We start from the raw sequence: 24119 nt of genomic DNA, 5'->3' as shown, positions 1-24119 counted from the left end.
GTCTGGGGGCGCGCGGTGCCCGATACGGTGGGAACCACCATGAGCGCATCGCAGACCTCAGACGTTTCCCCCTCGGACGTTCCCACCCTTCTCGTCAAGATCTTCGGGAAGGACCGTCCCGGGATCACCGCGGGACTCTTCGACACCCTCGCCGCCTACTCCGTCGACGTCGTGGACATCGAGCAGGTCGTCTCGCGCGGCCGCCTCGTCCTGTGCGCGCTCGTCACCGAGCCGACCGTCGCGTCGCAGGGCGAGCTCCGGGCGACCGTGCACAGCTGGGCCGAGTCGCTGAAGCTCCAGGCCGAGATCATCTCCGGCACGGGCGACAACCGCCCCCGGGGCGAGGGCCGCTCGCACGTCACCGTGCTCGGCAACCCGCTCACGGCGGAGCAGACGGCGGCCATAGCGGCCAGGATCGCGGAGACCGGCGGCAACATCGACCGGGTCTTCCGCCTCGCGAAGTACCCGGTGACGGCCGTCGAGTTCGCGGTCTCGGGCTGCGAGACCGAGCCGCTGCGGACCGCGCTCGCCGTCGAGGCGCACACCATCGGGGTCGACGTGGCCGTGGTCTCCGCCGGTCTGCACCGGCGCGCCCAGCGGCTCGTCGTCATGGACGTGGACTCGACCCTGATCCAGGACGAGGTGATCGAGCTCTTCGCGGCGCACGCGGGCTGCGAGGACAAGGTCGCCGAGGTGACGGAGGCCGCGATGCGCGGCGAGCTGGACTTCGAGCAGTCCCTGCACGCGCGGGTGGCGCTGCTCGCCGGCCTGGACGCCTCGGTGGTGGACAAGGTGCGCGCCGAGGTGCGGCTGACGCCCGGGGCCCGGACCCTGATCCGTACGCTCAAGCGGCTCGGCTACCAGGTGGGCGTGGTCTCCGGCGGGTTCACGCAGGTCACCGACGACCTGAAGGAGCGCCTCGGGCTGGACTTCGCCTCGGCCAACACCCTGGAGATCGTGGACGGGAAGCTCACCGGGCGGGTCACCGGGGAGATCGTGGACCGGGCGGGCAAGGCGCGGCTGCTGCGCCGGTTCGCCTCGGAGGCGGGGGTGCCGCTGGCGCAGACCGTGGCGATCGGGGACGGGGCCAACGACCTGGACATGCTGAACGCGGCCGGGCTCGGGGTGGCGTTCAACGCCAAGCCGGTGGTGCGGAAGGCCGCCGACACGGCGGTGAACGTGCCGTTCCTGGACACCGTGCTCTATCTGCTCGGGATCACGCGCGAGGAGGTCGAGGCGGCGGACGGCGGCGAGGAGCTGCTGCACTGAGCCGGGGGCGCGTCCTCACGACGGGAGGGGCCCGGCCGTCCTGGGGACGGCCGGGCCCTCGCGCGTACGGAACGGGGCGCCCTCGCGCGTACGGGACGGCCGGGCCCTCGCGCGTACGGGACGGGGTGCGGGGTCCGCGTGTACGGGGGCGGGGGCGGTCCTCGTCAGTCGTGCGGGGTCCAGAAGTCGACGAGGGTGCCGACGCCGTGCTCGACCGACTTCCAGGAGCCGTCGAAGGTGAGGACGGCGAAGGCGGAGGTCGGGAAGCCGCTGCGGTTCATGCGGGTCGCGGTGTCGCCCTCGGCCCGGCCCGCGAGGGCGTCGGCGAGGGCGTGCATGCCGGGGTTGTGGCCGATGACCAGGAGGTCGGAGACCTCGTCCGGGACGTCGTTGAGCAGGGCGATGAGCTCGCCGAGCGAGGCCTCGTACAGCCGGTCCTCGTACACGGTCCTGGGGCGCTCCGGCAGTTCGTGCACGGCGAGCTTCCAGGTCTCCCTGGTTCTGACGGCGGTCGAGCAGAGGGCCAGGTCGAAGCCGATGCCGGTCTCGGCGAGCCTGCGGCCCGCGACGGGGGCGTCCGAGCGGCCTCGTTCGGCGAGGGGCCGCTCGTGGTCGGACACCTGGGGCCAGTCTGCCTTCGCGTGCCGGAGCAGCACGATCCTGCGGGGTGTATCGACGCTCATGGTCCACAGCTTCGCACGAAACGGGCCTCTCCGACTCAGAGAGGGAGCGTTTGCCGGACCTGCTCCAGGAACCGTCCGACCTTCGGGTCTCCCCCGGTCGCGTGGGCCTCTCCCGGCCCGGTCATGAGCAGCAGGAGGGCGGTGAAGGCGGCCACGGGGAGGGCGAGGACCCACCAGGGCAGCCGGGTGTCGGCACCGGTCGCCGTGGTGCTGGTGCCGCTGCGCGTACGGACCGACATGGCCGCCTCCGTGGATGGGTCTCCGCTTTCGCCGTCGTCCCCCAACGTACGGAGCGCAGGGGCCGCGGCCCATCCGGTGATCCACCCACTCGACCCTGAGACCCGCCCCCTAGGGGATGCGGGGGCCACCCCCCTGGCGAAGGGCCGCGAGGTCGGCGGAGGGGCTCACGGGGCGGCGATGGAGGCGATGATTCCGATGACGACGGTGATGGCGATCATCGCGCCGAACACGGCGAGCAGCTTCTTCTGGCCGTTCGGCGGATTGGGTTCGAGGACTGGCATGGGAACAGTCTCGCACCTCAGCATTCGTCCTCGACCGTCCGGTCCCTGCCCGCCAGGATTCCGACGATCATCTGAGGCACCATCAGCCCTCCCATGAGCGCGATGGGCAGTCCCCAGCCGCCGCTGTGCTGGTAGAGCACGCCGACGAGGAGGGGCCCGGGGATCGAGATGAGGTAGCCGACGCTCTGGGCGAAGGCGGAGAGGCGGACGACGCCGGCGCCGGTGCGCGAACGCATGCCGATCATGGTGAGGGCGAGCGGGAAGGCGCAGTTGGAGACGCCGAGCAGCACCGCCCAGATCCAGGCTCCGGCGGCCGGGGCGAGGAAGAGGCCGGTGTAGCCGCCGAGGCCGCACAGGGCGAGGGCGACGACGATCGGGCCCTGGGTCTTCATGCGGGTGGCGAGCCGGGGGATGACGAAGGCGAGCGGGACGCCCATGACCATGGTGACGGCGAGGAGCACACCCGCGGTGGAGGCGGGGACGCCGGCGTCGCGGAAGATCTGCGGCATCCAGCCCATGGTGATGTAGGCACCGGTGGCCTGGAGGCCGAAGAAGGCGCCGAGGGCCCAGGCGGTGCGGCTGCGGGTGACGCGGGGCGGGGCCTGGAGCGGGGCCTCGGCGGGGATCGCGGACCCCGCTTCCGTACGGGAGGTGCGGGGGCCGCCGGAGATGCCGTCGCGGTCGCGCAGGAGCGGGAGCCAGGGCAGGACGGCGAGGGCGGCGAGGACCGCCCAGACGCCGAGGCCGAGGCGCCAGTCCCCGCCGAGGGCGTCGGTCATCGGGACGGTCGCGGCGGCGGCGACGGAGGTGCCGAGGGCGAGCGCCATGGAGTAGAGGCCGGTCATGGTGCCGACGCGGTCGGGGAAGTACCGCTTGACGATGACGGGCATCAGGACGTTGCTGACGGCGATGCCCATGAGGGCGAGGGCGCTGGCGGCGAGGAAGGCGGCGGTGCCGCCGGCGAGGGGCCGCAGGACGAGGCCGGTGAAGATCGCGGCCATGCCCGCGCAGACGACGGCGGCGGGGCCGAAGCGGCGGGCGAGGCGCGGGGCGGTGATGCCGAAGACCGCGAAGCAGAGCGGCGGCACGGAGGTGAGGACGCCGGCGACGCTGCCGCTCATGTGGAGGCCTTCGCTGACCTCTTCGAGGAGGGCGCCGAGGCTGGTGATGGCGGGGCGCAGGTTGAGCGCGGCCAGGACGAGTCCGACGGTGACCGGGACGAGGAACCGACGGGTCGGAAGGGTCCGGGCGGCCGGGGACGCCTGGGGCTCCGTGCCGGCGGGGCGGGCGCGGTCCGGTGCGGGAGAATCCCCGGCGGTGGCGGCCGGTCGGACGGCGGGATCGAGGGTCTTCGGCTCGTCAGGCATGGAGCCATCATAGAATCATGGGATGATTGGTTGTCCAATCTCGAACGAACGGGAAGGTGCCCCCATGGCCCTCGGCCATCCCCGGCGCGCAGGTCTCTCCGACCAGGTGATCGCCGAGCTGCGGAACCAGATCACCTCCGGCGAGTGGCCGGTGGGCTCGCGCATCCCGACCGAGCCCGAGCTGGTCGAGCAGTTGGGCGTGGCCCGCAACACCGTGCGCGAGGCGGTCCGCGCGCTCGCCCACAACGGGCTGCTCGACATCCGGCAGGGCTCCGGGACGTACGTGGCCGCCACCAGCGAACTGGCGGGCGTCATGCACCGGCGTTTCGCCGGATCCGACCCCCGGCACGTCGCCGAGCTGCGCTCGACCCTGGAGTCCGCCGCCGCGCGGTTCGCGGCGGAGCGGCGCACGGAGCGGGACCTGAAGCAGCTCGACGCGCTGCTCGTACGGCGCGAGGAGGCGTGGGCGACGGGCGACGCGGAGCGGTTCGTGACCGCCGACGCGGCCTTCCACCACGCGGTCGTCGCCGCCTCGGGCAACGAGGTCCTCACGGAGCTCTACGCGGACCTGGGCGATCTGCTGCGGCAGTGGCTGCGGGACGACGTGGGACGGGAGCTGCGGCCGGAGAACCACATGGACCACGCGCGCCTGGTGGACGCGATCCGGGACGGCGACGCCGAGCGGGCGGGTACGGAGGCGGCCGGCTACCCCTTCATGTGCCTGCGGAGCCCCGTACGGGATTCACCGGATTCAGGGGCCTGAGGAGCTCGGCGCGGGTTCCGGGTCCGCCGGCTGGTGGGTGATCCAGGCGGCCCGGACCTCCTTCCAGCAGCGGCCGGTGAGCTGGGCGTAGTCGGCGGGGCCGACGTCGACGGGGGCGCTGTCGGTGTCGACGTCCCACCACCGCTCGCACTCGACGTGGAGGCGGACCCGGTCGGTGCGCGGGTACGGGTTCTGGCAGTGGGCGGTGACGCGGGAGCCCTCGACGTCGGTACGGCAGGAGGCGCCGAAGTTCTCCGGTTCCTCCGCGGCCGGGGCGGGGCGCTCTCCGGCCGGGGCGGGGGCCGCGCGCACCTCGGCGGCGAGGGCGACCCCGGTCAGCAGCACGGCGACCGAGGCGAACGCCCCGGCTCCGCGACGTATCGCGTGCATGCCCGTACCTCCTCCCCGTCAGCAGCAGACCTTCACGCTCTGCACCAGTCTGGGGCCGTTCGGGCTACTTCTCGAGTCGAGTGTTCGATTTCGGCGTTCGGGAGCCCGGCGGCCGGGAGACGGCGAAGGGCCGTGCGCACCGCCCGAGGGGCGGGCGCACGGCCCTTCTCGCACGTGCGGGGGGCGTCAGGCGCCGATCGCGTGCAGACCGCCGTCGACGTGGACGATCTCGCCCGTCGTCTTCGGGAACCAGTCGGAGAGCAGCGCGACCACGCCGCGGCCGGCCGGCTCCGGGTCGCTGAGGTCCCACTCCAGCGGGGAGCGGCTGTCCCAGACGGAGGCCAGCTCGCCGAAGCCCGGGATGGACTTGGCGGCCATCGAGCCCAGCGGGCCCGCCGAGACCAGGTTGCAGCGGATGTTCTGCTTGCCCAGGTCGCGGGCGATGTAGCGGCTGGTGGCCTCCAGGGCGGCCTTGGCCGGGCCCATCCAGTCGTACTGCGGCCAGGCGAACTTCGCGTCGAAGGTGAGGCCGACGACGGAGCCGCCCTCGCTCATCAGCGGCAGCAGCGCCATCGTCAGGGACTTCAGGGAGAAGGCCGAGACGTGCATGGCGGTGGCGACGGACTCGAACGGCGTGTTGAGGAAGTTGCCGCCGAGCGCGTCCTGCGGGGCGAAGCCGATGGAGTGCACGACGCCGTCGAGGCGGTCGCCGAGGTGCTCGCGGACCTGGCCCTCCAGGCGCGCGAGGTGCTCGTCGTCGGAGACGTCGAGCTCCAGGACCTTCACGTTCTCGGGCCGGGGCAGCTTCTTGGCGATGCGCTCGGTCAGCGTCGGCCGGGGCCAGGCGGTGAGGATGATCTCCGCGCCCTGCTCCTGGGCCAGCTTCGCGGTGTGGAAGGCGATGGAGGACTCCATCAGCACACCGGTGATGAGGATGCGCTTGCCCTCGAGGATTCCACTCATGGTGATCAGTGACCCATGCCCAATCCGCCGTCAACCGGGATGACGGCTCCAGTGATGTACGCGGCGTCGTCGGAGGCGAGGAACCTCACCGCGGCGGCGATCTCCTCGGGCCGCGCGTAGCGGCCCAGGGGCACCTGGGACACGATGCCCGCGCGCTGTTCGTCGGTGAGCACCGCGGTCATGTCCGTGTCGACGAAGCCGGGCGCGACGACGTTGAAGGTGATGTTGCGGGAGCCCAGCTCGCGCGCGAGGGACCGGGCGAAGCCGACCAGACCGGCCTTGGAGGCCGCGTAGTTGGCCTGGCCCGCGGAGCCGAGCAGGCCGACGACCGACGAGATCAGGACGACGCGGCCCTTCTTGGCACGCAGCATCCCGCGGTTGGCGCGCTTGACGACCCGGAAGGTCCCGGTCAGGTTGGTGTCGACGACGGAGGTGAAGTCCTCCTCGGACATGCGCATGAGGAGCTGGTCCTTCGTCACGCCGGCGTTGGCCACGAGGACCTCCACCGGACCGTGCTTCTCCTCGATCTCCTTGTACGCCTGCTCCACCTGTTCGCCGTCGGTGATGTCGCACCTCACGGCCAGGCAGCCCAGCTCGGCCAGGGCGGCCGGCGGCTCGCCGGAGCGGTACGTGAACGCGACCTTGTCGCCGGCCTCGGCGAACGCGCGGGCGATGGCGAGGCCGATGCCCCGGTTTCCTCCGGTGACGAGAACCGAGCGGCTCAACGGATCACCCTTTCGATAGCGGTCTGGTAGCCGAAAACCTATCGGTACCGCTCCCGACATGAGGAATCGACCTCCGACAGTGGCGTACGGGCCGCACTGTCGGGTCCCTACAGCCGGGGACCGGCGCCGTCCGGGGCCGCGGAGGGGCGCGAACCGGCCCGGCGGGGCCCTGGCCGACCCCCCTCGGCCTCCAAGGCCCGGCTCCCGGTGACCCGTTGGAGAGGGTTCCGCCAAGGGCGCAAGCAATGCGCCGTCCCGGCCGCCCGTCCCGTGATTGACTTCCGGGACAGTCGAACCACCGTCTTCCGATCACCGAGAGCGAGGCCGCTCGTGGTCCATCAGATCGACCCTTCGTTCACCGCGCTGCCCCTTCGGGCGCTCGCCGACGCGGCGCTCGCCCGGGCGCGCGCGCTGGGCGCCGAGCACGCCGACTTCCGCCTGGAGCGGGTGCGCAGCGCCGCGTGGCGATTGCGCGACGCCAAACCGTCCGGTTCCTCCGACACCACGGACCTCGGCTACGCGGTGCGGGTGGTGCACGGCGGGGCCTGGGGGTTCGCCTCCGGTGTCGACCTGACCATGGACGGGGCGGCCCGGGTCGCCTCGCAGGCGGTCGCCATGGCCAAGCTGTCGGCGCAGGTGATCGCGGCGGCCGGTTCGGACGAACGCGTGGAGCTGGCGGCGGAGCCGGTGCACGAGGACAAGGTGTGGGTCTCCTCGTACGAGGTCGACCCCTTCTCCGTGCCCTCCGAGGAGAAGAGCGCCCTGCTCGCCGACTGGAGCGCGCGGCTGCTGCGGGCGGAGGGCGTGGCGCACGTGGACGCCTCGCTGCTCACCGTCCACGAGAACAAGTTCTACGCGGACACGGCCGGGACCGTGACCACCCAGCAGCGCGTGCGGCTGCACCCGCAGCTCACGGCGGTGGCCGTGGACGGGACGACCGGCGAGTTCGACTCGATGCGGACGATCGCGCCGCCGGTCGGGCGCGGCTGGGAGTACCTGACCGGCACGGGCTGGGACTGGGACAAGGAGCTGGACGAGATCCCGGAGCTGCTCGCCGAGAAGATGCGGGCGCCGAGCGTCGAGGCGGGGCGGTACGACCTGGTCGTGGACCCGTCGAACCTGTGGCTGACCATCCACGAGTCGATCGGGCACGCCACCGAGCTGGACCGGGCCCTGGGGTACGAGGCGGCCTACGCGGGCACCTCCTTCGCCACCTTCGACCAGCTGAACAAGCTGACGTACGGCTCCTCGGTCATGAACGTGACGGGCGACCGGACCGCCGAGCACGGGCTCGCGACGATCGGCTACGACGACGAGGGCGTCGAGGCGCAGTCCTGGGACCTGGTGAAGGACGGCACGCTCGTCGGCTACCAGCTGGACCGGCGGATCGCGAAGCTCACCGGCCTCGGGCGGTCGAACGGCTGCGCCCTCGCGGACTCCCCCGCGCACGTGCCGGTGCAGCGGATGGCGAACGTCTCGCTCCAGCCCGACCCGGGCGGTCTGTCGACGGAGGACCTGATCGGGGGCGTGGAGCGGGGCATCTACGTGGTCGGCGACCGGTCCTGGTCGATCGACATGCAGCGGTACAACTTCCAGTTCACCGGGCAGCGCTTCTTCCGCATCGAGAACGGGCGGCTCGCCGGGCAGCTGCGGGACGTCGCGTACCAGGCGACGACCACGGACTTCTGGGGCTCGATGGAGCAGGTCGGCGGGCCGCATCCTCAACACGACGCAGGAGGCCGGTCGATGATCGCGACCATGGCGTACGGGACCCTCTGCTGGGGTCCTCAACACGACGCAGGAGGCCGGTCGATGATCGCGACCATGGCGTACGGGACCCTCTGCTGGGGGTCCGGGGGTCGTCCCCCGGGCAAGCACAGCCTGAACACGACGCAGGAGGCCGGTCGATGAGCCGCGTCAGCAAGCCGTACGAGATCGTCGAGCGGGCCCTGGAGCTGTCCCGGGCCGACGGGTGCGTGGTCATCGCGGACGAGGAGTCCTCGGCCAATCTGCGCTGGGCGGGGAACGCGCTCACGACGAACGGCGTCACCCGGGGCCGTACGCTCACGGTGATCGCGACCGTCGACGGCGCGCAGGGCACCGCCTCCGGCGTCGTCTCCCGGTCCGCCGTGACCGCGGACGACCTGGAGCCCCTGGTGCGGGCCGCCGAGGAGGCCGCCCGGTCCGCCGGGCCCGCCGAGGACGCGCAGCCGCTGGTGGAGGGCGTGCCCGCCTCCCCCGACTTCACGGACGCCCCGGCGGAGACCTCCTCCGCCGTCTTCGGGGACTTCGCCCCCGCCCTCGGCGAGGCCTTCGCCCGGGCCCGGGCCGGCGGCCGCGAGCTGTACGGTTTCGCCAGCCACGAGCTGACCTCCACCTACCTGGGCACGTCGACCGGGCTGCGGCTCCGGCACGACCAGCCGAACGGGACCCTGGAGCTGAACGCCAAGTCCCCCGACCGCTCGCGCTCCGCCTGGGCCGGGCGCGCGACGCGGGACTTCAAGGACGTCGACCCGGCGGCGCTCGACGCCGACCTGGCGGTGCGGCTCGGCTGGGCGGAGCGGCGGATCGAGCTGCCCGCCGGGCGGTACGAGACGCTGCTGCCGCCGACCGCCGTGGCCGACCTGCTGATCTACCAGCAGTGGAACGCCGCGGCCCGGGACGCGGTGGAGGGCCGTACGGTCTTCTCCAAGCCCGGCGGCGGCACCCGGCTCGGCGAGACGCTCTCGCGGCTTCCGCTGACGCTGCGCAGCGACCCGAACGAGCCGGGTCTGGAGTCCGCGCCGTTCGTGATCGCGCACTCCTCCGGTGACGACTCGTCCGTCTTCGACAACGGCCTGCCGGTGGGTCCGGTCGACTGGGTGCGGGACGGGAAGCTGGAGCGGCTCGTCACCACCCGGCACTCGGCGGGGCTTACTCGGTTGCCCGTGGCCCCGGGAGCGGGGAACCTGATCCTGGACGGCGGCGGTGAGCGTTCGCTGGAGGAGATGGCGGCCTCCACCGGGCGCGGTCTGCTGCTGACCTGCCTCTGGTACATCCGCGAGGTCGACCCGGCGACGCTGCTGCTCACCGGGCTGACCCGGGACGGCGTCTACCTGGTCGAGAACGGCGAGGTGGTCGGCGAGGTGAACAACTTCCGGTTCAACGAGTCGCCGGTGGACCTGCTGTCGCGGGCCTCGGAGGCGGGTCGTACGGAGAAGACGCTGCCGCGCGAGTGGAGCGACTGGTTCACCCGGGCCGCGATGCCCGCCCTGCGGGTGCCGGACTTCAACATGAGCTCGGTCAGCAAGGGGGTCTGACCCACCTAGACTGGGCACGGCATCACCCCATTCGACCAAGGAGACGGACGATCGTGACGGACATCGTCGACGAGCTGAAGTGGCGCGGGCTCTTCGCCCAGTCCACCGACGAGGACGCACTGCGCAAGGCTCTCTCGGACGGTCCCGTCACGTTCTATTGCGGTTTCGACCCGACCGCGGCCAGTCTCCACGTCGGCCACCTGGTCCAGGTCCTCACCGTCCGCCGGCTCCAGCGGGCCGGGCACCGGCCGCTGGCGCTGGTCGGCGGGGCCACCGGGCAGATCGGTGACCCGCGGCCGACGGCCGAGCGCACCCTGAACGACCCCGAGACGGTCGCGAACTGGGTGAACCGGCTGCGGACCCAGATCGAGCCGTTTCTCTCCTTCGAGGGGGAGAACGCCGCGGTCATGGTGAACAACCTGGACTGGACCGCCGGCCTCTCGGCGATCGAGTTCCTGCGGGACATCGGCAAGCACTTCCGGGTCAACAAGATGCTGACCAAGGACTCCGTGGCCCGGCGCCTGGAGTCCGAGCAGGGCATCAGCTACACCGAGTTCAGCTACCAGCTGCTCCAGGGCATGGACTTCCTGGAGCTGTACCGCCGCTACGGCTGCACGCTCCAGCAGGGCGGCTCGGACCAGTGGGGCAACCTGGTGGCCGGGCTCGACCTGATCCACCGCCTGGAGCCGGGGGCCGAGGTCCACGCGCTCGCGACCCCGCTGATGGTCAAGGCGGACGGCACCAAGTTCGGCAAGACCGAGGGCGGGGCCGTCTGGCTGGACCCGGAGATGACCACGCCGTACGCGTTCTTCCAGTTCTGGCTGAACGTGGACGACCGGGACATCTCCACGTACATGCGGATCCTCTCCTTCCGTTCCCGTGCGGAGCTGGAGGAGCTCGAGGCGCAGACCGCCGAGCGGCCGCAGGCCCGGGCGGCCCAGCGGGCGCTGGCCGAGGAGCTGACGACCCTGGTGCACGGCGCCGAGCAGTGCGCGGCCGTCATCGCCGCGTCCAGGGCGCTGTTCGGCCAGGGCGACCTGGCCGAGCTGGACGGCGCGACGCTCGCCGCGGCCCTGTCCGAGCTGCCGCACGCGCGCGTGTCGGAGCTCGGCCAGGTCGTGGACCTGTTCGCCGAGGTCGGTCTGGTGGCGAGCAAGTCGGCGGCGCGGCGCACGGTGAAGGAGGGCGGGGCGTACGTGAACAACGCGAAGGTCACCGCCGAGGACGCCGAGGTGTCGGCGGACGACCTGCTGCACGGGCGCTGGCTGGTGCTGCGGCGCGGCAAGAAGAACCTGGCGGCGATCGAGTTCACCGGCGCCTGACGGGTCCGCCCGTACGACACGACCGGAGGCCCGGTGCGGCACGTGACGTGCCGCACCGGGCCTCCCGGTTCTCCGCGTGGCCCCCGCGGAGTCAGGTTCGCTGTCTGTTGCCCTTGATCGAGGCCCAGATCATGTCGCCCACGCCGACGACGGCGACCGCGCCGATCAGCTGGAGCAGATGGCGGGTCCAGTCGATGCCCTTGGTGTCGTTCACCCCGATCCAGGTCGCGACCGCGTTGCCGAGCACGCTGCCGAGCATGCCGAACACCACCGTCAGCCAGAGCGGGATCTGCTGCTTGCCCGGCAGGATCGCCTTCGCGATCAGACCGAGGACGAGTCCCACAATGATCGCCCACAACCAACTCATCGTCGCCTCCTTGTGCGCATGTGGGCCCAGTCTCGGCCTTCCCGACGTACCGCGCATGTCGGACAGCGCCATACGTGCCCCGGTCTCGTGGGCGCGGAGGGGCGGGCGTACGGTGGAACCAGGTCCGGACCGGAGTGGGTCCGGCGCGACCGGCGGGTGGTGAACGGCGATGCCGAAGCGTGGCGGAACCGAGGTCTTCCGGATCACGGGGGCCCGGCAGGGACTCGCCGAGGACGTCCGGGGCCGGCAGCGGAGGTACGTCATCTCGATGACGGTCCGGACGCTCTCCGTGATCGCCGCCGCGGTGCTGTGGAACGTCGAGCGGCACGTGGCGGTCGTGGCCCTCGCCCTGGGCATCCTCCTGCCGTACGTCGCCGTGGTGATCGCCAACGCGGGACGCGAGTCGGCGCCGTCCCTCCCCTCCACGTTCGTGCCCGCTCCGGTGCGGCCCGCGCTCGGCGCGGGCGAGGAGGCGGACCGCGGGGCGGACCGTCCGTACGGCCGGGACTGACCGCCGGGCGCGGCCGGAAACCTCAAGGAAAGCTCAGATCAATCATGAAGTTCCAGTGCACCGCACCCCGTGTGCCGTGACATACTGCCTACGCGCTCCGCATCCCCCGTCGGAGCGACGGACCGGTGCCGGGCAGCTCCCCCCGTGGCTGCTCGGCATCGCCCTTGCCGGACAATGATCGGGTGATCATGGGTCCAGTGAGCGAAGAGAAGCCGATCTGTTCGGCCAAGGGGTGCCGCGCCGACGCCGTCTGGGTGCTCGCGTGGAACAACCCCAAGCTGCATGCGCCGGAGCGGCGCAAGACCTGGCTCGCGTGCGAGGAGCACCGCGAGCACCTCTCCCAGTTCCTGGGCGTACGGGGCTTCCTCAAGGACGTCGTCCCGCTGGCCGACTGGGAGTCCGACCACTCCTAGGGGTGTTCAGCCGCCGATCGCGGACATCGGGCGGTCGGGCTGGAGGAAGCTCGGGTCGTCGAGGCCGGAGCCGGCCTTCTTGCCCCACATCGCCTTCTTCCAGAGCTCCGCGACCTCGGCGTCCCCCGCGTCCGAGCGGAGCGCGGCCCGCAGGTCGGTCTCCTCGGTGGCGAAGAGACAGGTGCGGACCTGTCCGTCGGCGGTGAGCCGGGTGCGGTCGCAGGCCCGGCAGAACGGGCGGGTGACGGAGGCGATGACGCCGACCGTGTGCGGTCCGCCGTCGACCACCCAGCGCTCGGCGGGGGCGGAGCCGCGCTCGTCGGCGCCCTCCGGGGCCAGGTCGAAGCGGGTGCGCAGGGAGTCCAGGATGTCCCCGGCGGTGATCATGCCGTCGCGCTTCCAGCCGTGCTGGGCGTCGAGGGGCATCTGCTCGATGAAGCGGAGCTCGTACCCCTCCTCGATCGCCCAGGCCAGCAGGTCGGGGGCCTCGTCGTCGTTGAGCCCGGGCATCAGGACGGCGTTGACCTTGACCGGGACGAGGCCGGCGTCGCGGGCGGCGGCCATGCCGTCGAGGACGTCGCGGTGCCGGTCGCGGCGGGTGAGGGTCTTGAAGACGTCGGGGCGCAGGGTGTCCAGGGAGACGTTGACCCGGTCGAGGCCCGCGGCCTTCAGAGCGGTCGCGGTGCGCTTGAGCCCGATGCCGTTGGTGGTGAGGGACATCCGGGGGCGGGGCCCCAGGGCCGCGCAGCGCTCGACGATCCCGACGAGGCCGGGGCGGAGCAGGGGTTCGCCGCCGGTGAAGCGCACCTCGGTGACGCCGAGGTCGGTGACGGCGATGCGGATGAGCCGGACGATCTCGTCGTCCGTGAGCAGGTCCGGCTTGGCGAGCCACTGGAGGCCCTCTTCCGGCATGCAATAGGTGCAGCGCAGGTTGCACCGGTCCGTGAGCGAGACGCGCAGGTCGGTGGCGACCCGGCCGAAGGTGTCGATGAGCACGGTGGGCCCCCTCCCCGTCTGTGGATCGGTTCGTTTCGATCGCCTGTTCCGAGCCTACGCGAGCGGTCCGACATCGAGCAGGGCAGATTGTCACGAGGACGGGCGCGGCCGCGTCGTAGAACTCTACGACGCGGCCGTCCGTGCGTGGCGGAACGTATACGGTTCAGTGCGCTCCGACACCGGTGAGGGACTTGACCTCCAGCTCCGCGTACTTGCCCTTGTCCGGCTCCTCCTTGGAGAGGACCGAGCCGAGCCAGCCGAGCAGGAAGCCGAGCGGGATGGAGACCAGGCCGGGGTTCTCCAGCGGGAACCAGTAGAAGTCGACGTCCTTGAACATCGAGGTGGGCTTGCCGGAGACGACCGGCGAGAACAGCACCAGGACGACGGCGGAGACCAGGCCGCCGTAGATCGACCACAGGGCGCCCTGCGTGGTGAACCGCTTCCAGAAGAGGGAGTACAGGATCGTCGGCAGGTTGGCGGAGGCGGCGACCGCGAAGGCGAGGGCGACCAGGCCGGCGACGTTGAGGTCGCGGGCGAGGGCGCCGAGCGCGATGGAGACGACGCCGATGAGGACGGTCGCCCAGCGGGCGGCCCGCACCTCCTCCTTCTCCGTGGCCTTTCCGCGCCGGATGACGTTGGCGTAGATGTCGTGCGCGAAGGACGACGAGGAGGCCAGGGTCAGTCCGGCGACGACGGCGAGGATGGTCGCGAAGGCCACGGCGGAGATGACGGCGAGGAGGATCGCGCCGCCGGTGGAGCCGGCTCCGCCGCCGATCTCCAGGGCCGCGAGCGGGGCGGCGGTGTTGCCGGCCTTGTTGGAGGCGACGATGTCGCCGTTCTTGAGCAGGGCGGCGGCGCCGAAGCCGAGGACGATGGTCATCAGGTAGAAGGCGCCGATGATGCCGATGGCCCAGTTGACCGACTTCCGGGCGGCCTTGGCGGTCGGGACCGTGTAGAAGCGGATCAGGATGTGGGGGAGGCCGGCCGTGCCGAGGACGAGCGCGATGCCGAGCGAGAGGAAGTCCAGCTTCGAGGTGGCGGTGACGCCGTACTTGAGGCCGGGCTCCAGGAAGGCCTGGCCCTTGCCGCTGTTGGTGGCGGCCGCGCCGAGCAGGTCGGAGAGGTTGAAGTCGAACTTCAGCAGGATGAGGAAGGTGATCAGGAGCGTGCCCGCGATGAGCAGCACGGCCTTGACCATCTGCACCCAGGTGGTGCCCTTCATGCCGCCGATGGTCACGTACACGATCATCAGGACGCCGACGAGGGCGACGATCGCGATCTTGCCGCCGTCGCTGGTGATGCCGAGGAGCAGCGAGACGAGGACGCCGGCGCCGGCCATCTGCGCGAGCAGGTAGAAGATCGAGACGACGATGGTGGAGGTGCCGGCGGCGGTGCGGACCGGGCGCTGGCGCATCCGGTAGGCGAGGACGTCGCCCATGGTGAAGCGGCCGGAGTTGCGCAGCGGTTCGGCGACCAGGAGCAGGGCGACGAGCCAGGCGACGAGGAAGCCGATCGAGTAGAGGAAGCCGTCGTAGCCGAAGAGGGCGATGGCGCCGGCGATGCCGAGGAAGGACGCGGCGGACATGTAGTCGCCGGAGATCGCCAGGCCGTTCTGGAAGCCGGTGAACTGGCGTCCGCCGGCGTAGAAGTCGGCGGCGCTGCGGGTCTGCCGGCCGGCCCACACGGTGATGACGAGGGTGGCGATCACGAAGGCGCCGAACAGGGCGATGATCAGGGGCCGGTGCTCGCTGGTGGCGTTGTCCGCCGCGAGCAGGACGGGGGTGCTCATGCGTCGCCCTCCATACGGGACTTGATGGCCTCGGCCCTGGGGTCGAGCCGGTTCGCCGCGTGCCGCGAGTAGAGCCAGGCGATGAGGAAGGTGGTGGCGAACTGGCCGAGGCCCAGGACCAGCGCCATGTTGATGTTGCCGAAGACCTTGGTGCCCATGAAGCCGCCCGCGTAGTTGGAGAGCAGCACGTACAGCAGGTACCAGGCGATGAAGGCGAGGGTGAGGGGGAAGGCGAACGAGCGGTAGGTGCGGCGCAGCTCGCCGAACTCCTCGCTCTCCTGCACCTCGACGAACTGCTCCGTGGTGGGCGGCACGGGACCCCGATCGGTCTCCGTGCCGTTTCGGGCTGGCGGCGGTGCTTCGGTAGCCACGGAATCTCCTCGTGACGCGGGGGCGGACGGCTGGGTCAAAGGGGGCCTCACCGGGGGTGCGGGAGCCGGGGCTCCGGGTGGAGCCCTCCCCTGCACAACGGCACGGAGGGGGAAGCGAAGCGGTTCACCCCGAGGATTTTCTCGGGCAGATCTTCATGAAGTCTTCTCAACTCATTGATGGGACGGGAAGATCAGCGATAGCTTCACTCGTCATGCACCTGCCCGTGCGCAAACCCGCGCGCCGGCAGTACATACGGATGATGTGGAGAACCCATGGCTCATCTGGGATCGAGGCGCGGCCGAGCTCTCGCTCTGCCGGTAGGTCTCGCGCTCACGGCCTCGCTCGGCTTCCTTCCCTCCGGCGCCTCGGCCGCGGAGCTGAGCGACGCCCCGGCCGCCGCCGTGACGTCGGACGGGCCGCAGCTGTCGTACGTCGTGAACGTCGACGGGGGCCACTCGACCGCCAAGTCGGTGAAGAAGGCGATAGCCGCCGCCGGCGGTACGGTCGTCGTCGCGTACGACCAGATAGGCGTCATCGTCGTCCACTCGCAGAACCCGGACTTCGCGAAGAAGATCCGCAAGGCGCGCGGCGTGGTGTCGGCCGGCGCGACCCGCACCGCCCCGCTCTCCGTGCAGGGCGACAAGTCCGTCGGCGGCGGCACGCAGGCGCTGACCGAGGCCGAGGCCAAGGCCGCCGCGGCCCGCGCGACGGACGAGCAGGACGCCCTGGAGCCCCTGCAGTGGGACCTCCCGGCGATCAAGGCCGACAAGGCGCACCAGCGGACGCTGGGCAGCAAGCGCGTGACCGTCGGCGTCATCGACACGGGCGTGGACGACACCCACCCGGACCTGGCGCCGAACTTCAGCGCCGCGAAGTCCGCCAACTGCGTCTCCGGCAAGCCGGACACCACCGCCGGCTCGTGGCGTCCGAACCCGGGCGAGAGCGACCACGGCACGCACGTCGCCGGTACGATCGCCGCCGCCAAGAACGGGATCGGCGTCACCGGTGTCGCCCCGGGCGTGAAGCTCGCCGGCATCAAGGTGTCCACCCCGGACGGCTTCTTCTACACGGAGGCCGTGGTCTGCGGCTTCGTGTGGGCGGCCGAGCACGGCATCGACATCACGAACAACAGCTACTACACCGACCCGTGGATGTTCGCGTGCAAGGACGACGCGGACCAGAAGGCCCTCATCGAGGCCGTCACCCGCGCCACCCGCTACGCGGAGCGCAAGGGCACGGTCAACGTGGCGGCGGCCGGCAACTCCGCGTTCGACCTGGCGGCCGACTCGATCGTCGACGACAGCAGCCCGAACGACTCCACGCCGGGCGGCCGGACCATCGACCCGAAGAAGTGCCTGGACTACCCGGCGATGCTCCCGGGCGTCGTCACGGTCTCCGCGACCGGCGCCAAGGGCCTGAAGGCGTCGTACTCCAACTACGGCCACGGCGTGATCGACGTCGCCGCGCCCGGCGGCGACCGCACCGCGTACCAGCCGCCGGAGGCCCCGGCGGTGAACGGCCTGATCCTGTCGACCACGGTCAACGGCGGCTACAACTACAAGGGCGGCACGTCGATGGCCTCGCCGCACGCGGCGGGCGTCCTGGCGCTCATCAAGTCGAGGCACCCGCAGGCGGGCCCGGCGGCGCTCAAGGCCCTGCTGTACGCGCAGGCCGACAAGCGCGCCTGCACCAACCCGTACGACATCGACGCCGACGGCAAGGTCGACGCCGTCTGCGAGGGCGGGAAGAACAAGAACGGCTTCTACGGGGCCGGCGTCGTCGACGCGCTCGACGCGGTCCGCTGGTAACCGGTGGTTCCCGGGGCCCCGGTGCGGTACGCCGCACCGGGGCCCTTCCGCGTGCCGCCGGATGCCATAGTGCGGTGCATGGACCACCACACGGTACGCACGGGTACGGAGTCGTTGTGGTCGGCCCTCGGCGGTGACCCCGCCCTGGTCGACCGGGTGTCGTTCACGGGGCCCCCGGGGCTGCTGCCGGCCCGGCTGCCGGTGATGGACCTGGCGCGGGCGACGGTCGCGGTGGCGGGGCTCGCGGCGGTGGAGCGGGCGGGGCTCCCGGGGCCCGTGCGGGTGGACGACGGGGCCGTGGCCACCGCCTTCACCAGCGAGCGGCACCTGCGGGTCGACGGGCGGGCGCCGGTGAACTTCGCGCCGCTCTCCCGGTTCTGGCGGGCGGCGGACGGCTGGGTCCGCACCCACGCCAACTATCCCCACCACCGGGCGGCGCTGCTCACCGCCCTCGGCGTGCCGTCGGAGCCGGGAGCGGGGACGGTCGAAGGCGTGGCGGCGGCGATCGGGGAGCGGACGGCCGTCGAGGTCGAGACGGCGGTGTACGGGGCCGGGGGCCTGGCCGTCGCCCTGCGCACGCCCGGGGAGTGGGCGGCGCACCCGCAGGGCCGGGAGGTGGCGGGGAGCCCGCTGCTGACCCGGGAGCGGCTCGACGAGGCGCCGCCCCGGCGGCGTTCGGGCCCGCCGCGGGTCCTGGACCTGACCCGGGTGCTCGCGGGGCCCGTGGCGACCCGGACGCTCGCGCTGCTCGGCGCGGACGTGCTGCGGATCGACCCGCCGGGCAATCCGGAGCTGCCGGACCAGCACGCGGACGCGGACGTCGGGAAGCGGACGGCCGCGCTCGACCTGGACCGGCCCTCGGACCGGCGCACCTTCGACGAACTCCTCGACGCGGCCGACGTGCTGGTGACCGGCTACCGGCCGGGCGCCCTCGACCGCTTCGGGCTGCACCGGCCGGGACTCGTCACGGCCCGGATCTCGGCCTGGGGCGACGGCGGGCCGTGGGGCGGGCGGCGCGGCTTCGACTCGCTGGTGCAGGCGGCGACCGGGATCGCCGTGGTGGAGGGCTCGGCGGAGGAGCCGGGCGCGCTGCCCGCGCAGGCCCTGGACCACGGCACCGGCTATCTGCTCGCGGCGGCGGTCCTGCGGTCGCTGACCGAGCGGGACCGGGACGGCGGCACCCGGCTTGTCCGCCTCTCCCTCGCACGGACGGGCCACTGGCTGACGCACGCGCTCCCCGCGTACGACCCCGAGCGGTACCTCACCGAGTCGGACGGCCCCCTCGGCCGGCTGCGGCACGCGCTGCCGCCGGTCGCGTACGAGGGCGGCCCGACGGGCTGGTCACGCCCGCCGGGCCTGCCGGGGGCGGACGCGCCGGTGTGGCTCTAGGAACCTTCTCGCCTCCCTCCTGACGGCCGGAGCGCTCCGGTCGTCAGGAGGTACTGCGCCGCGATGTAGGTCAGCATGATCCAGAAGTCGGGCGCGGGCGGTTGGGGCCACTCGGCGACGCCGGTGGCGATGAGGGTGTCGGAGAGCAGGAAGAGCGCGCCGCCGAGGCCGGCGAGGAGTCCGAGGGAGCTCGCGCGGCAGGCCATGGCGGTGAGCAGCAGCGAGTACCCGGCGACCGGGATCCGCAGCTCGGCGGGGAGGTCGGGCCAGAGGAGCGCGACGGTGCCGACGAGGGCGGCCGCGTACAGGGCGCCGAGCGCCGGGGACGTACGGCGGCGGCCGAAGAGGACCAGGTAGCAGACGTGTCCGGCGGCGAAGGAGCCCATGCCGACGAGGAAGGCCCAGTCGGCGTCAAAGAGCAGGAAGACGTCGCCGCCCCAGCCGAACAGGAGCGCGACGACCAGGAGTTTCGGGGCGCCCCTGGTGGCCGCGTACGCGGCGAGCAGGGGCATCAGGAGCGGCTTGGCGATCTGGTGGCCGAGCTCGGCGCCGGCGAGCAGGGAGACCAGGTCGGCGGCGGCGGCGAGCCCGAAGGCGGCGAGCAGCGCGCGGGAGACGGGGGTCGCGCGCACGGCGGGCGGCACGGCGGCCGGGGCGGGGGACGCGGTCACGCGGCGGGCTCCGGGGCGGAGCCGACCGGGGCGGAGGCGACCGGGGCGGAGCCGGTCGTGGTGGGACCTGCCGTGGCGGGGCCTGCCGTGGCGGGCTCGGGCACGGCAGAGCCGGTCGCGACGGGGCCGTTCTTCGGCGGCGGGGGCGGTCCGGGCTGCCAGCCGGGTCCGCGGAAGACCCGCCCGGCCCGCTCGCGCCAGCCGTGCGCGGCCCGCAGGTCGCGGGCGATGGCGGCGTACTCGTGGGTGGCGACCCGGAGCGGGTTGTACGTCTCGATGTTCTTGGTGAGGCCGTAGACGGGCCGCTCGGTCTCGCCGACCCAGGAGCCGAACATCCGGTCCCAGACGATGAGGATCCCGCCGAAGTTCCGGTCCAGGTAGCCGCCCTGGGAGGCGTGGTGGACCCGGTGGTGCGAGGGGGTGTTGAAGAGGTACTCGAAGGGGCGCGGCAGCTTGCCGACGCGCTCGGTGTGGATCCAGAACTGGTAGACGAGGTTGACCGAGTAGCAGAAGGCGACGGCCGCCGGGTGCACGCCGAGGGCGATCATCGGCAGGTAGAACGGCCAGGAGGTCACGCTGGTCCACGGCTGGCGCAGGGCGGTGGTGAGGTTGAACCTGCGGCTGCTGTGGTGGACGACGTGGCAGGCCCAGAGGATCCGGATGACGTGGTGCCCGCGGTGCTGCCAGTAGTAGAAGAAGTCCTGGGCGAGCAGCATCAGCGGGATCGTCCACCAGAGGACGGGCACGCGGAGCGGGGTCAGCTCGTAGACGGCGGTGTAGATCGCCACCACGGGGATCTTCCACAGGGCGTCGAAGGCCAGGCTCCCCAAGCCCATGCCGATGCTGGTGGCGGCGTCCTTGGTCTCGTACCCGGCGGCGTCCTCGTCGGGGTGGATCCGGTGGCTGACCATCTCCAGGACGGTGAGCAGGACGAACGCCGGTATGGACCAGAGCACGACATCGGGCAGGTTCGGCATGCCGTCGACGGTAGAGGCGGGGGTCGGGGCGCGGCTAGACGTTGTTACCAACAAGTATGCGAGACGGCTTGTCAGCAGGCTTTGGCACCTTCCGACAAGACGTCCCCGCGCGGCGGGAGGCGCCGCCACGATCGCGGGGACGGCGTCCGTCGGGGGAGGAACCGCCGTGCAGGGACTGGAGATCGCGCCGGCGCGGCCGGCGGGGACGGTACCGGGCACGGTCGCGCGGTCGGCCCTCGCGCCCCGGAAGGGGGCGGGCCCCGTCCCCTCCCCCGTCCGCCCGCTCCCCCGCCCGGCGGGCCCCGACCGGCTCGCGAAGGTGCTCGGCGGACGGCTCGCGGAGCGGTACGGGACGCTGCCGGAGCACGAGCGGCTCGCGGCGGTCGAGGGGGTGACGGTCCTGCTCGGCGGGGGAACGTCCGAGCCGGAACGGATCACGCGCCTCTCCTGACCCCGTCCCCCTCACACCCCCGCCGCCCCCAGCAACGACCCCGCCCCGTACGTCACCGCCATCGCCAGGGCCCCGCCCGCCACGTTGCGGAGGACCGCGCGGCCCGGTGGGGCGGCGCCCAGGCGGGCGCTGGACCAGCCGGTGAGGGCGAGGGCGGCCAGGACCGAGAGGACGGTGACCCAGAGGCGGGCGGAGGGCGGGGGCAGGACGATCGCGAGGAGCGGGAGCAGGGCCCCGGCGGTGAAGGCGAGGAAGCTGGCGCCGGCCGCGTGCCAGGGGTTGGTGAGGGCGTCCGGGTCGATGCCCAGCTCCACGCGCGCGTGGGCGCGCAGGGCGTCGCGGGCGGTGAGCTGTTCGGCGGCCTCCCGGGCGACGTCCGGGGAGAGGCCGCGGGCGGCCAGGAGGGCGGCGAGCTCGTCCAGCTCGGCCGCCGGCCGCTCGCGCAGTTCGCGCTTCTCCTCGGCGAGCGCGGCCTTCTCGGAGTCGCGCTGGGTGGAGACCGAGACGTACTCCCCCGCCGCCATCGACATCGAGCCGGCGAGGAGCCCGGAGAGACCGGCCGTGAGCAGCGCGGACCCGGATTCCGTGGCCCCGGCGACGCCGACGACGAGGCCCGCCGTGGAGACCACGCCGTCATTGGCGCCGAGGACCGCGGCCCGGAGCCAGTTGAGGCGGGAGCCGAGACCGCCGCCGTGGGCCTCGTCGTGCGCGGAGGGCGCGGAGGACGCGGGAGGAGCGGGGGGTTCGGTCATGTGGGGCAGGGTCGCACCCGGCCGGTCGCCGGTCCCGGAACGACCCGCCAGGGTCTCCGTCCACCGGCCCCGGAGCACCGGCCCCGGACGCTTCGAGGAGGGGATTGTCGGCCGCGGCCCGTATCCTCAATGACCATGCTCGACGACCGCACGACAGCAGCAGCGTGGCCGACCGCCTACCCGCAGGGGTACGCGGTCGTCGACGTGGAGACCACCGGCCTCGCCCGCGACGACCGGATCGTGTCCGCCGCCGTCTACCGGCTGGACGCCCAGGGGAACGTCGAGGACCACTGGTACACCCTCGTCAACCCCGAGCGCGACCCGGGCCCGGTGTGGATCCACGGGCTGACCAGCGACGCCCTGGAGGGCGCTCCGCTCTTCCCGGAGATCGCGGCCGAGTTCGCGGCCCGGCTGGACGGGCGGGTGCTCGTCGCGCACAACGCGATCTTCGACTGGCAGATGATCGCCCGGGAGTACGCGCGCGCCGAGTCCGCCGCGCCCGTGCGGCAGCGCCTGTGCACGATCGCGCTCGCCAAGCAGCTGGCGCTGCCGCTGCCCAACCACAAGCTGGAGTCGCTGGCCGCGCACTTCGGCGTCGAGCAGCGCCAGGCGCACAACGCGCTGGACGACGCGCGGGTGCTCGCCGAGGCGTTCCGGCCGAGCCTGCACGCGGCGGCCGAGCAGGGAGTGCGGCTGCCGCTCCTGGAGTGCCGGCCGCTGACCGAGTGGGCCGCCTCCCCGGCCGTGCCCGCGGCCTCGCCGTACCCCTCCTCGCCGTACCGGTCGAACAGCTGGCGCCCCTCGCGGAAGCGGCCGGCCTGCCCGTACCCCAATCCCGGCCGGTACGAGACCGACAAGCCGCTCAAGCAGGGGATGCGGGTGGCGTTCTCCGGGGACACCTCCGTCGACCGCGAGCTCCTGGAGGACCGGACCGTCGAGGCCGGTCTGCACGTGGCCGGCAGCGTGTCGCGGCTGACGAGCCTCCTCGTCACCAACGACCCGGACGCGGCCACCTCCAAGACCCTCAAGGCCCGGTCCTTCGGCACGCCCGTCGTCGACGAGGCCGCCTACACCCAGCTGCTGCGGGACGTGGCCCCGGCAGACGGGTGACGTCCCCGGGCCCCCCGGGCGTGCCGGACGGCGCGCGTCCGCGGGGAGCCCCACCCTGTGGCGCATGGCACGTTGTGAGGTCTGCGGAAACGATTACGGCATGTCGTTCGAGGTGCACGCGCAGGGCGCGGTGCACGTCTTCGACTGCTTCGCCTGCGCCATCCACCGCATGGCGCCCATCTGCGAGCACTGCCGGGTCCAGATCATCGGCCAGGGCGTCGAGGTGGAGGGCAGCTGGTACTGCGGCGGCCACTGCGCCCGCGCGGAGGGGAAGGTGGGCATCGTCGACAAGGTGTGAGGACGAGAACCGGAGAAACGATTCCGGACGGCGGTCCCCGAGCCCGCCGAACCCCCCTGCGTGCACCCCGTGGCTCCCGCTGTACGGTCATGGGGTGTACCGCTTCCTGTTGTCCCGGCAGTGGGTGATCCTCACCCTGATCGCCCTCGTCCTCGTCCCGACGATGATCGAGCTGGGCTTCTGGCAGTTCCACCGGCACGAGCGCCGGGTCGCCCAGAACGCCCTGATCGAGGACAGCATCGGCGCGGCCCCGGTGCCGGTCGAGGAGCTGACCTCCCCCGGCCACACCGTCCCGCGCACCGACTACTGGCGCCCGGTCACCGCCACCGGCACCTTCGACACCGCCCACGAGGTGGTCGTCCGCCGCCGCACCTCCTCCGACGACCGGATCGGCGTGCACGTCCTGACCCCGCTGGTCCTGCGGGACGGGAAGGTCCTGGTCGTCAACCGGGGCTGGGTCCCGGCCGCCGCCGACCAGCACTCCTACCCGGCGGTGCCGCCCGTCCCGAAGGGCGAGGTCACGATCACCGGCCGCCTCAAGGCGGACGAGACGACCGGCGCCAGCGGCATCAAGGACCTCAAGGGCCTGCCCGACCGGCAGGTCATGCTGATCGACAGCCGGCAGCAGGCCGAGCTCATCGGCCGCGAGGTCCTCGGCGGCTACGTCGAGCAGACCGCGCCCGAACCGGCCGGCGGCACCATCGAGCAGATCCCCGAACCCGACCACGACTCGATCGGCGCCCACATGGCGTACGCCGTGCAGTGGTGGCTCTTCGCGGCCGGCGTGCCCGTCGGCTGGGTGATCCTGGTGCGCCGCGAGAAGCGCGACCGGGAGGCCGCCGCCGCGTCCGGGGCCGCCGGACCGCCGGAACCGGACACCGCGGAGACCCTGGCCGCACCGTCCCGCTGATTG

The 24119-nt window shown here is 72.5% G+C and carries 26 protein-coding genes and 1 pseudogene; 13 read left to right on the top strand and 14 right to left on the bottom strand.

The window, feature by feature from the left end:
• Positions 1 to 39: 39 nt before the first annotated feature.
• The gene (gene serB / locus OO47_RS19310) at positions 40 to 1269 is read left to right on the top strand and encodes a phosphoserine phosphatase SerB (RefSeq protein ID WP_030204901.1); all 1230 of its coding nucleotides are present in this window, start codon (positions 40 to 42) and stop codon (positions 1267 to 1269) included.
• Positions 1270 to 1433: 164 nt separating this feature from the next.
• On the opposite strand, the gene OO47_RS19305 is transcribed toward serB, so the two are convergent.
• From OO47_RS19305 to OO47_RS19295, 4 genes are all read right to left on the bottom strand, one after another.
• Positions 1434 to 1952, bottom strand: coding sequence for a SixA phosphatase family protein (locus OO47_RS19305; RefSeq protein ID WP_030204902.1), 519 nt, complete (start codon positions 1950 to 1952; stop codon positions 1434 to 1436).
• Between the two features lie 35 nt (positions 1953 to 1987).
• The gene (locus tag OO47_RS19300; protein ID WP_030204903.1) at positions 1988 to 2191 is read right to left on the bottom strand and encodes a hypothetical protein; all 204 of its coding nucleotides are present in this window, start codon (positions 2189 to 2191) and stop codon (positions 1988 to 1990) included.
• Between the two features lie 165 nt (positions 2192 to 2356).
• Positions 2357 to 2473 (bottom strand): SGM_5486 family transporter-associated protein, encoded by a 117-nt coding sequence (locus OO47_RS38465; protein WP_267883698.1) that lies wholly within the window; start codon positions 2471 to 2473, stop codon positions 2357 to 2359.
• 17 nt (positions 2474 to 2490) lie between these two features.
• Positions 2491 to 3840 (bottom strand): CynX/NimT family MFS transporter, encoded by a 1350-nt coding sequence (locus OO47_RS19295; RefSeq protein ID WP_030204909.1) that lies wholly within the window; start codon positions 3838 to 3840, stop codon positions 2491 to 2493.
• 64 nt (positions 3841 to 3904) lie between these two features.
• On the opposite strand from OO47_RS19295, the gene OO47_RS19290 reads away from it, so the two are divergent.
• Entirely contained in the window at positions 3905 to 4603 is a 699-nt protein-coding gene (locus tag OO47_RS19290) for a FadR/GntR family transcriptional regulator (protein WP_030204912.1), read from the top strand.
• Here OO47_RS19290 and OO47_RS19285 read toward each other — a convergent pair.
• From OO47_RS19285 to fabG, 3 genes are all read right to left on the bottom strand, one after another.
• A complete protein-coding gene (locus tag OO47_RS19285) occupies positions 4592 to 4993 on the bottom strand; it encodes a hypothetical protein (RefSeq protein ID WP_030204916.1) in 402 nt (133 codons plus the stop codon). The two genes, OO47_RS19290 and OO47_RS19285, sit on opposite strands and share 12 nt — an antisense overlap.
• 186 nt (positions 4994 to 5179) lie before the next feature.
• Positions 5180 to 5956 (bottom strand): enoyl-ACP reductase FabI, encoded by a 777-nt coding sequence (gene fabI, locus OO47_RS19280; RefSeq protein ID WP_030204920.1) that lies wholly within the window; start codon positions 5954 to 5956, stop codon positions 5180 to 5182.
• Positions 5957 to 5961: 5 nt separating this feature from the next.
• Positions 5962 to 6681: a 3-oxoacyl-[acyl-carrier-protein] reductase gene (gene fabG, locus OO47_RS19275; RefSeq protein ID WP_030204922.1), complete on the bottom strand. Its 720-nt coding sequence runs from the start codon at positions 6679 to 6681 to the stop codon at positions 5962 to 5964.
• Between the two features lie 330 nt (positions 6682 to 7011).
• Between fabG and OO47_RS33440 the strand changes: the two are divergent.
• The 3 genes and pseudogenes from OO47_RS33440 (at position 7012) to tyrS (ending at position 11302) form a co-directional block, all read left to right on the top strand.
• Positions 7012 to 8497, top strand: a pseudogene (locus OO47_RS33440) (TldD/PmbA family protein).
• 91 nt (positions 8498 to 8588) lie between these two features.
• Positions 8589 to 9980: a metallopeptidase TldD-related protein gene (locus OO47_RS19265; RefSeq protein WP_030204928.1), complete on the top strand. Its 1392-nt coding sequence runs from the start codon at positions 8589 to 8591 to the stop codon at positions 9978 to 9980.
• Between the two features lie 53 nt (positions 9981 to 10033).
• Positions 10034 to 11302 (top strand): tyrosine--tRNA ligase, encoded by a 1269-nt coding sequence (gene tyrS, locus OO47_RS19260; protein ID WP_030204930.1) that lies wholly within the window; start codon positions 10034 to 10036, stop codon positions 11300 to 11302.
• A gap of 91 nt (positions 11303 to 11393) precedes the next feature.
• On the opposite strand, the gene OO47_RS19255 is transcribed toward tyrS, so the two are convergent.
• Positions 11394 to 11669 carry a GlsB/YeaQ/YmgE family stress response membrane protein gene (locus OO47_RS19255; protein WP_030204932.1) on the bottom strand — a complete coding sequence of 92 codons (276 nt, stop codon included), beginning with the start codon at positions 11667 to 11669 and terminating at the stop codon, positions 11394 to 11396.
• A gap of 169 nt (positions 11670 to 11838) precedes the next feature.
• Here OO47_RS19255 and OO47_RS19250 point away from each other — a divergent pair, with 169 nt between their 5' ends.
• Both OO47_RS19250 and OO47_RS19245 read left to right on the top strand, forming a co-directional pair.
• Positions 11839 to 12180, top strand: a complete 342-nt coding sequence (locus OO47_RS19250; protein WP_030204933.1) for a DUF3099 domain-containing protein — start codon at positions 11839 to 11841, stop codon at positions 12178 to 12180.
• Positions 12181 to 12368: 188 nt separating this feature from the next.
• Complete coding sequence (locus OO47_RS19245; RefSeq protein ID WP_030204935.1) at positions 12369 to 12593, top strand: hypothetical protein; 225 nt, start codon at positions 12369 to 12371, stop codon at positions 12591 to 12593.
• A gap of 6 nt (positions 12594 to 12599) precedes the next feature.
• Here OO47_RS19245 and moaA read toward each other — a convergent pair whose 3' ends face one another.
• From moaA to OO47_RS19230, 3 genes are all read right to left on the bottom strand, one after another.
• On the bottom strand, positions 12600 to 13589 hold the full coding sequence (gene moaA, locus OO47_RS19240; protein ID WP_030204937.1) for a GTP 3',8-cyclase MoaA: 990 nt from the start codon (positions 13587 to 13589) through the stop codon (positions 12600 to 12602).
• A gap of 163 nt (positions 13590 to 13752) precedes the next feature.
• On the bottom strand, positions 13753 to 15378 hold the full coding sequence (locus tag OO47_RS19235) for a solute symporter family protein (RefSeq protein ID WP_030204939.1): 1626 nt from the start codon (positions 15376 to 15378) through the stop codon (positions 13753 to 13755).
• Positions 15375 to 15749: a DUF485 domain-containing protein gene (locus OO47_RS19230; RefSeq protein ID WP_030204941.1), complete on the bottom strand. Its 375-nt coding sequence runs from the start codon at positions 15747 to 15749 to the stop codon at positions 15375 to 15377. Before OO47_RS19230 ends, OO47_RS19235 begins: the two co-directional genes overlap by 4 nt.
• Positions 15750 to 16022: 273 nt before the next feature.
• Here OO47_RS19230 and OO47_RS19225 point away from each other — a divergent pair, with 273 nt between their 5' ends.
• Entirely contained in the window at positions 16023 to 17558 is a 1536-nt protein-coding gene (locus tag OO47_RS19225; RefSeq protein ID WP_030204943.1) for a S8 family peptidase, read from the top strand.
• 78 nt (positions 17559 to 17636) lie between these two features.
• On the top strand, positions 17637 to 18947 hold the full coding sequence (locus tag OO47_RS19220) for a CoA transferase (RefSeq protein ID WP_030204945.1): 1311 nt from the start codon (positions 17637 to 17639) through the stop codon (positions 18945 to 18947).
• Here OO47_RS19220 and OO47_RS19215 read toward each other — a convergent pair.
• Together OO47_RS19215 and OO47_RS19210 are read right to left on the bottom strand one after the other, a co-directional pair.
• On the bottom strand, positions 18944 to 19618 hold the full coding sequence (locus tag OO47_RS19215) for a lysoplasmalogenase (protein WP_030204951.1): 675 nt from the start codon (positions 19616 to 19618) through the stop codon (positions 18944 to 18946). The genes OO47_RS19220 and OO47_RS19215 overlap by 4 nt on opposite strands.
• Positions 19615 to 20595, bottom strand: a complete 981-nt coding sequence (locus OO47_RS19210) for a sterol desaturase family protein (RefSeq protein WP_030204954.1) — start codon at positions 20593 to 20595, stop codon at positions 19615 to 19617. The genes OO47_RS19215 and OO47_RS19210 overlap by 4 nt, the downstream gene beginning before the upstream one ends.
• A 166-nt stretch (positions 20596 to 20761) precedes the next feature.
• On the opposite strand from OO47_RS19210, the gene OO47_RS19205 reads away from it, so the two are divergent.
• Positions 20762 to 21046, top strand: coding sequence for a hypothetical protein (locus OO47_RS19205; RefSeq protein WP_030204956.1), 285 nt, complete (start codon positions 20762 to 20764; stop codon positions 21044 to 21046).
• Positions 21047 to 21057: 11 nt separating this feature from the next.
• On the opposite strand, the gene OO47_RS19200 is transcribed toward OO47_RS19205, so the two are convergent.
• A complete protein-coding gene (locus OO47_RS19200) occupies positions 21058 to 21798 on the bottom strand; it encodes a VIT1/CCC1 transporter family protein (RefSeq protein WP_030204958.1) in 741 nt (246 codons plus the stop codon).
• 129 nt (positions 21799 to 21927) lie between these two features.
• Here OO47_RS19200 and OO47_RS19195 point away from each other — a divergent pair, with 129 nt between their 5' ends.
• The 3 genes from OO47_RS19195 to OO47_RS19185 all read left to right on the top strand — a co-directional run bounded on the left by OO47_RS19195 (position 21928) and on the right by OO47_RS19185 (position 24116).
• Entirely contained in the window at positions 21928 to 22908 is a 981-nt protein-coding gene (locus OO47_RS19195; protein WP_030204961.1) for a DEDDh family exonuclease, read from the top strand.
• Positions 22909 to 22972: 64 nt separating this feature from the next.
• Positions 22973 to 23206: a hypothetical protein gene (locus tag OO47_RS19190; RefSeq protein WP_078489738.1), complete on the top strand. Its 234-nt coding sequence runs from the start codon at positions 22973 to 22975 to the stop codon at positions 23204 to 23206.
• Positions 23207 to 23300: 94 nt separating this feature from the next.
• The gene (locus OO47_RS19185) at positions 23301 to 24116 is read left to right on the top strand and encodes an SURF1 family cytochrome oxidase biogenesis protein (RefSeq protein ID WP_030204965.1); all 816 of its coding nucleotides are present in this window, start codon (positions 23301 to 23303) and stop codon (positions 24114 to 24116) included.
• The last annotated feature ends 3 nt before the right edge of the window (positions 24117 to 24119 follow it).

This window comes from Streptomyces bikiniensis (assembly GCF_000716625.1).
Taxonomy (GTDB): domain Bacteria; phylum Actinomycetota; class Actinomycetes; order Streptomycetales; family Streptomycetaceae; genus Streptomyces; species Streptomyces bikiniensis.
The sequence above is the reverse complement of the archived record's forward strand: the minus strand, read 5'-3'. Positions and strand labels throughout refer to the sequence as shown.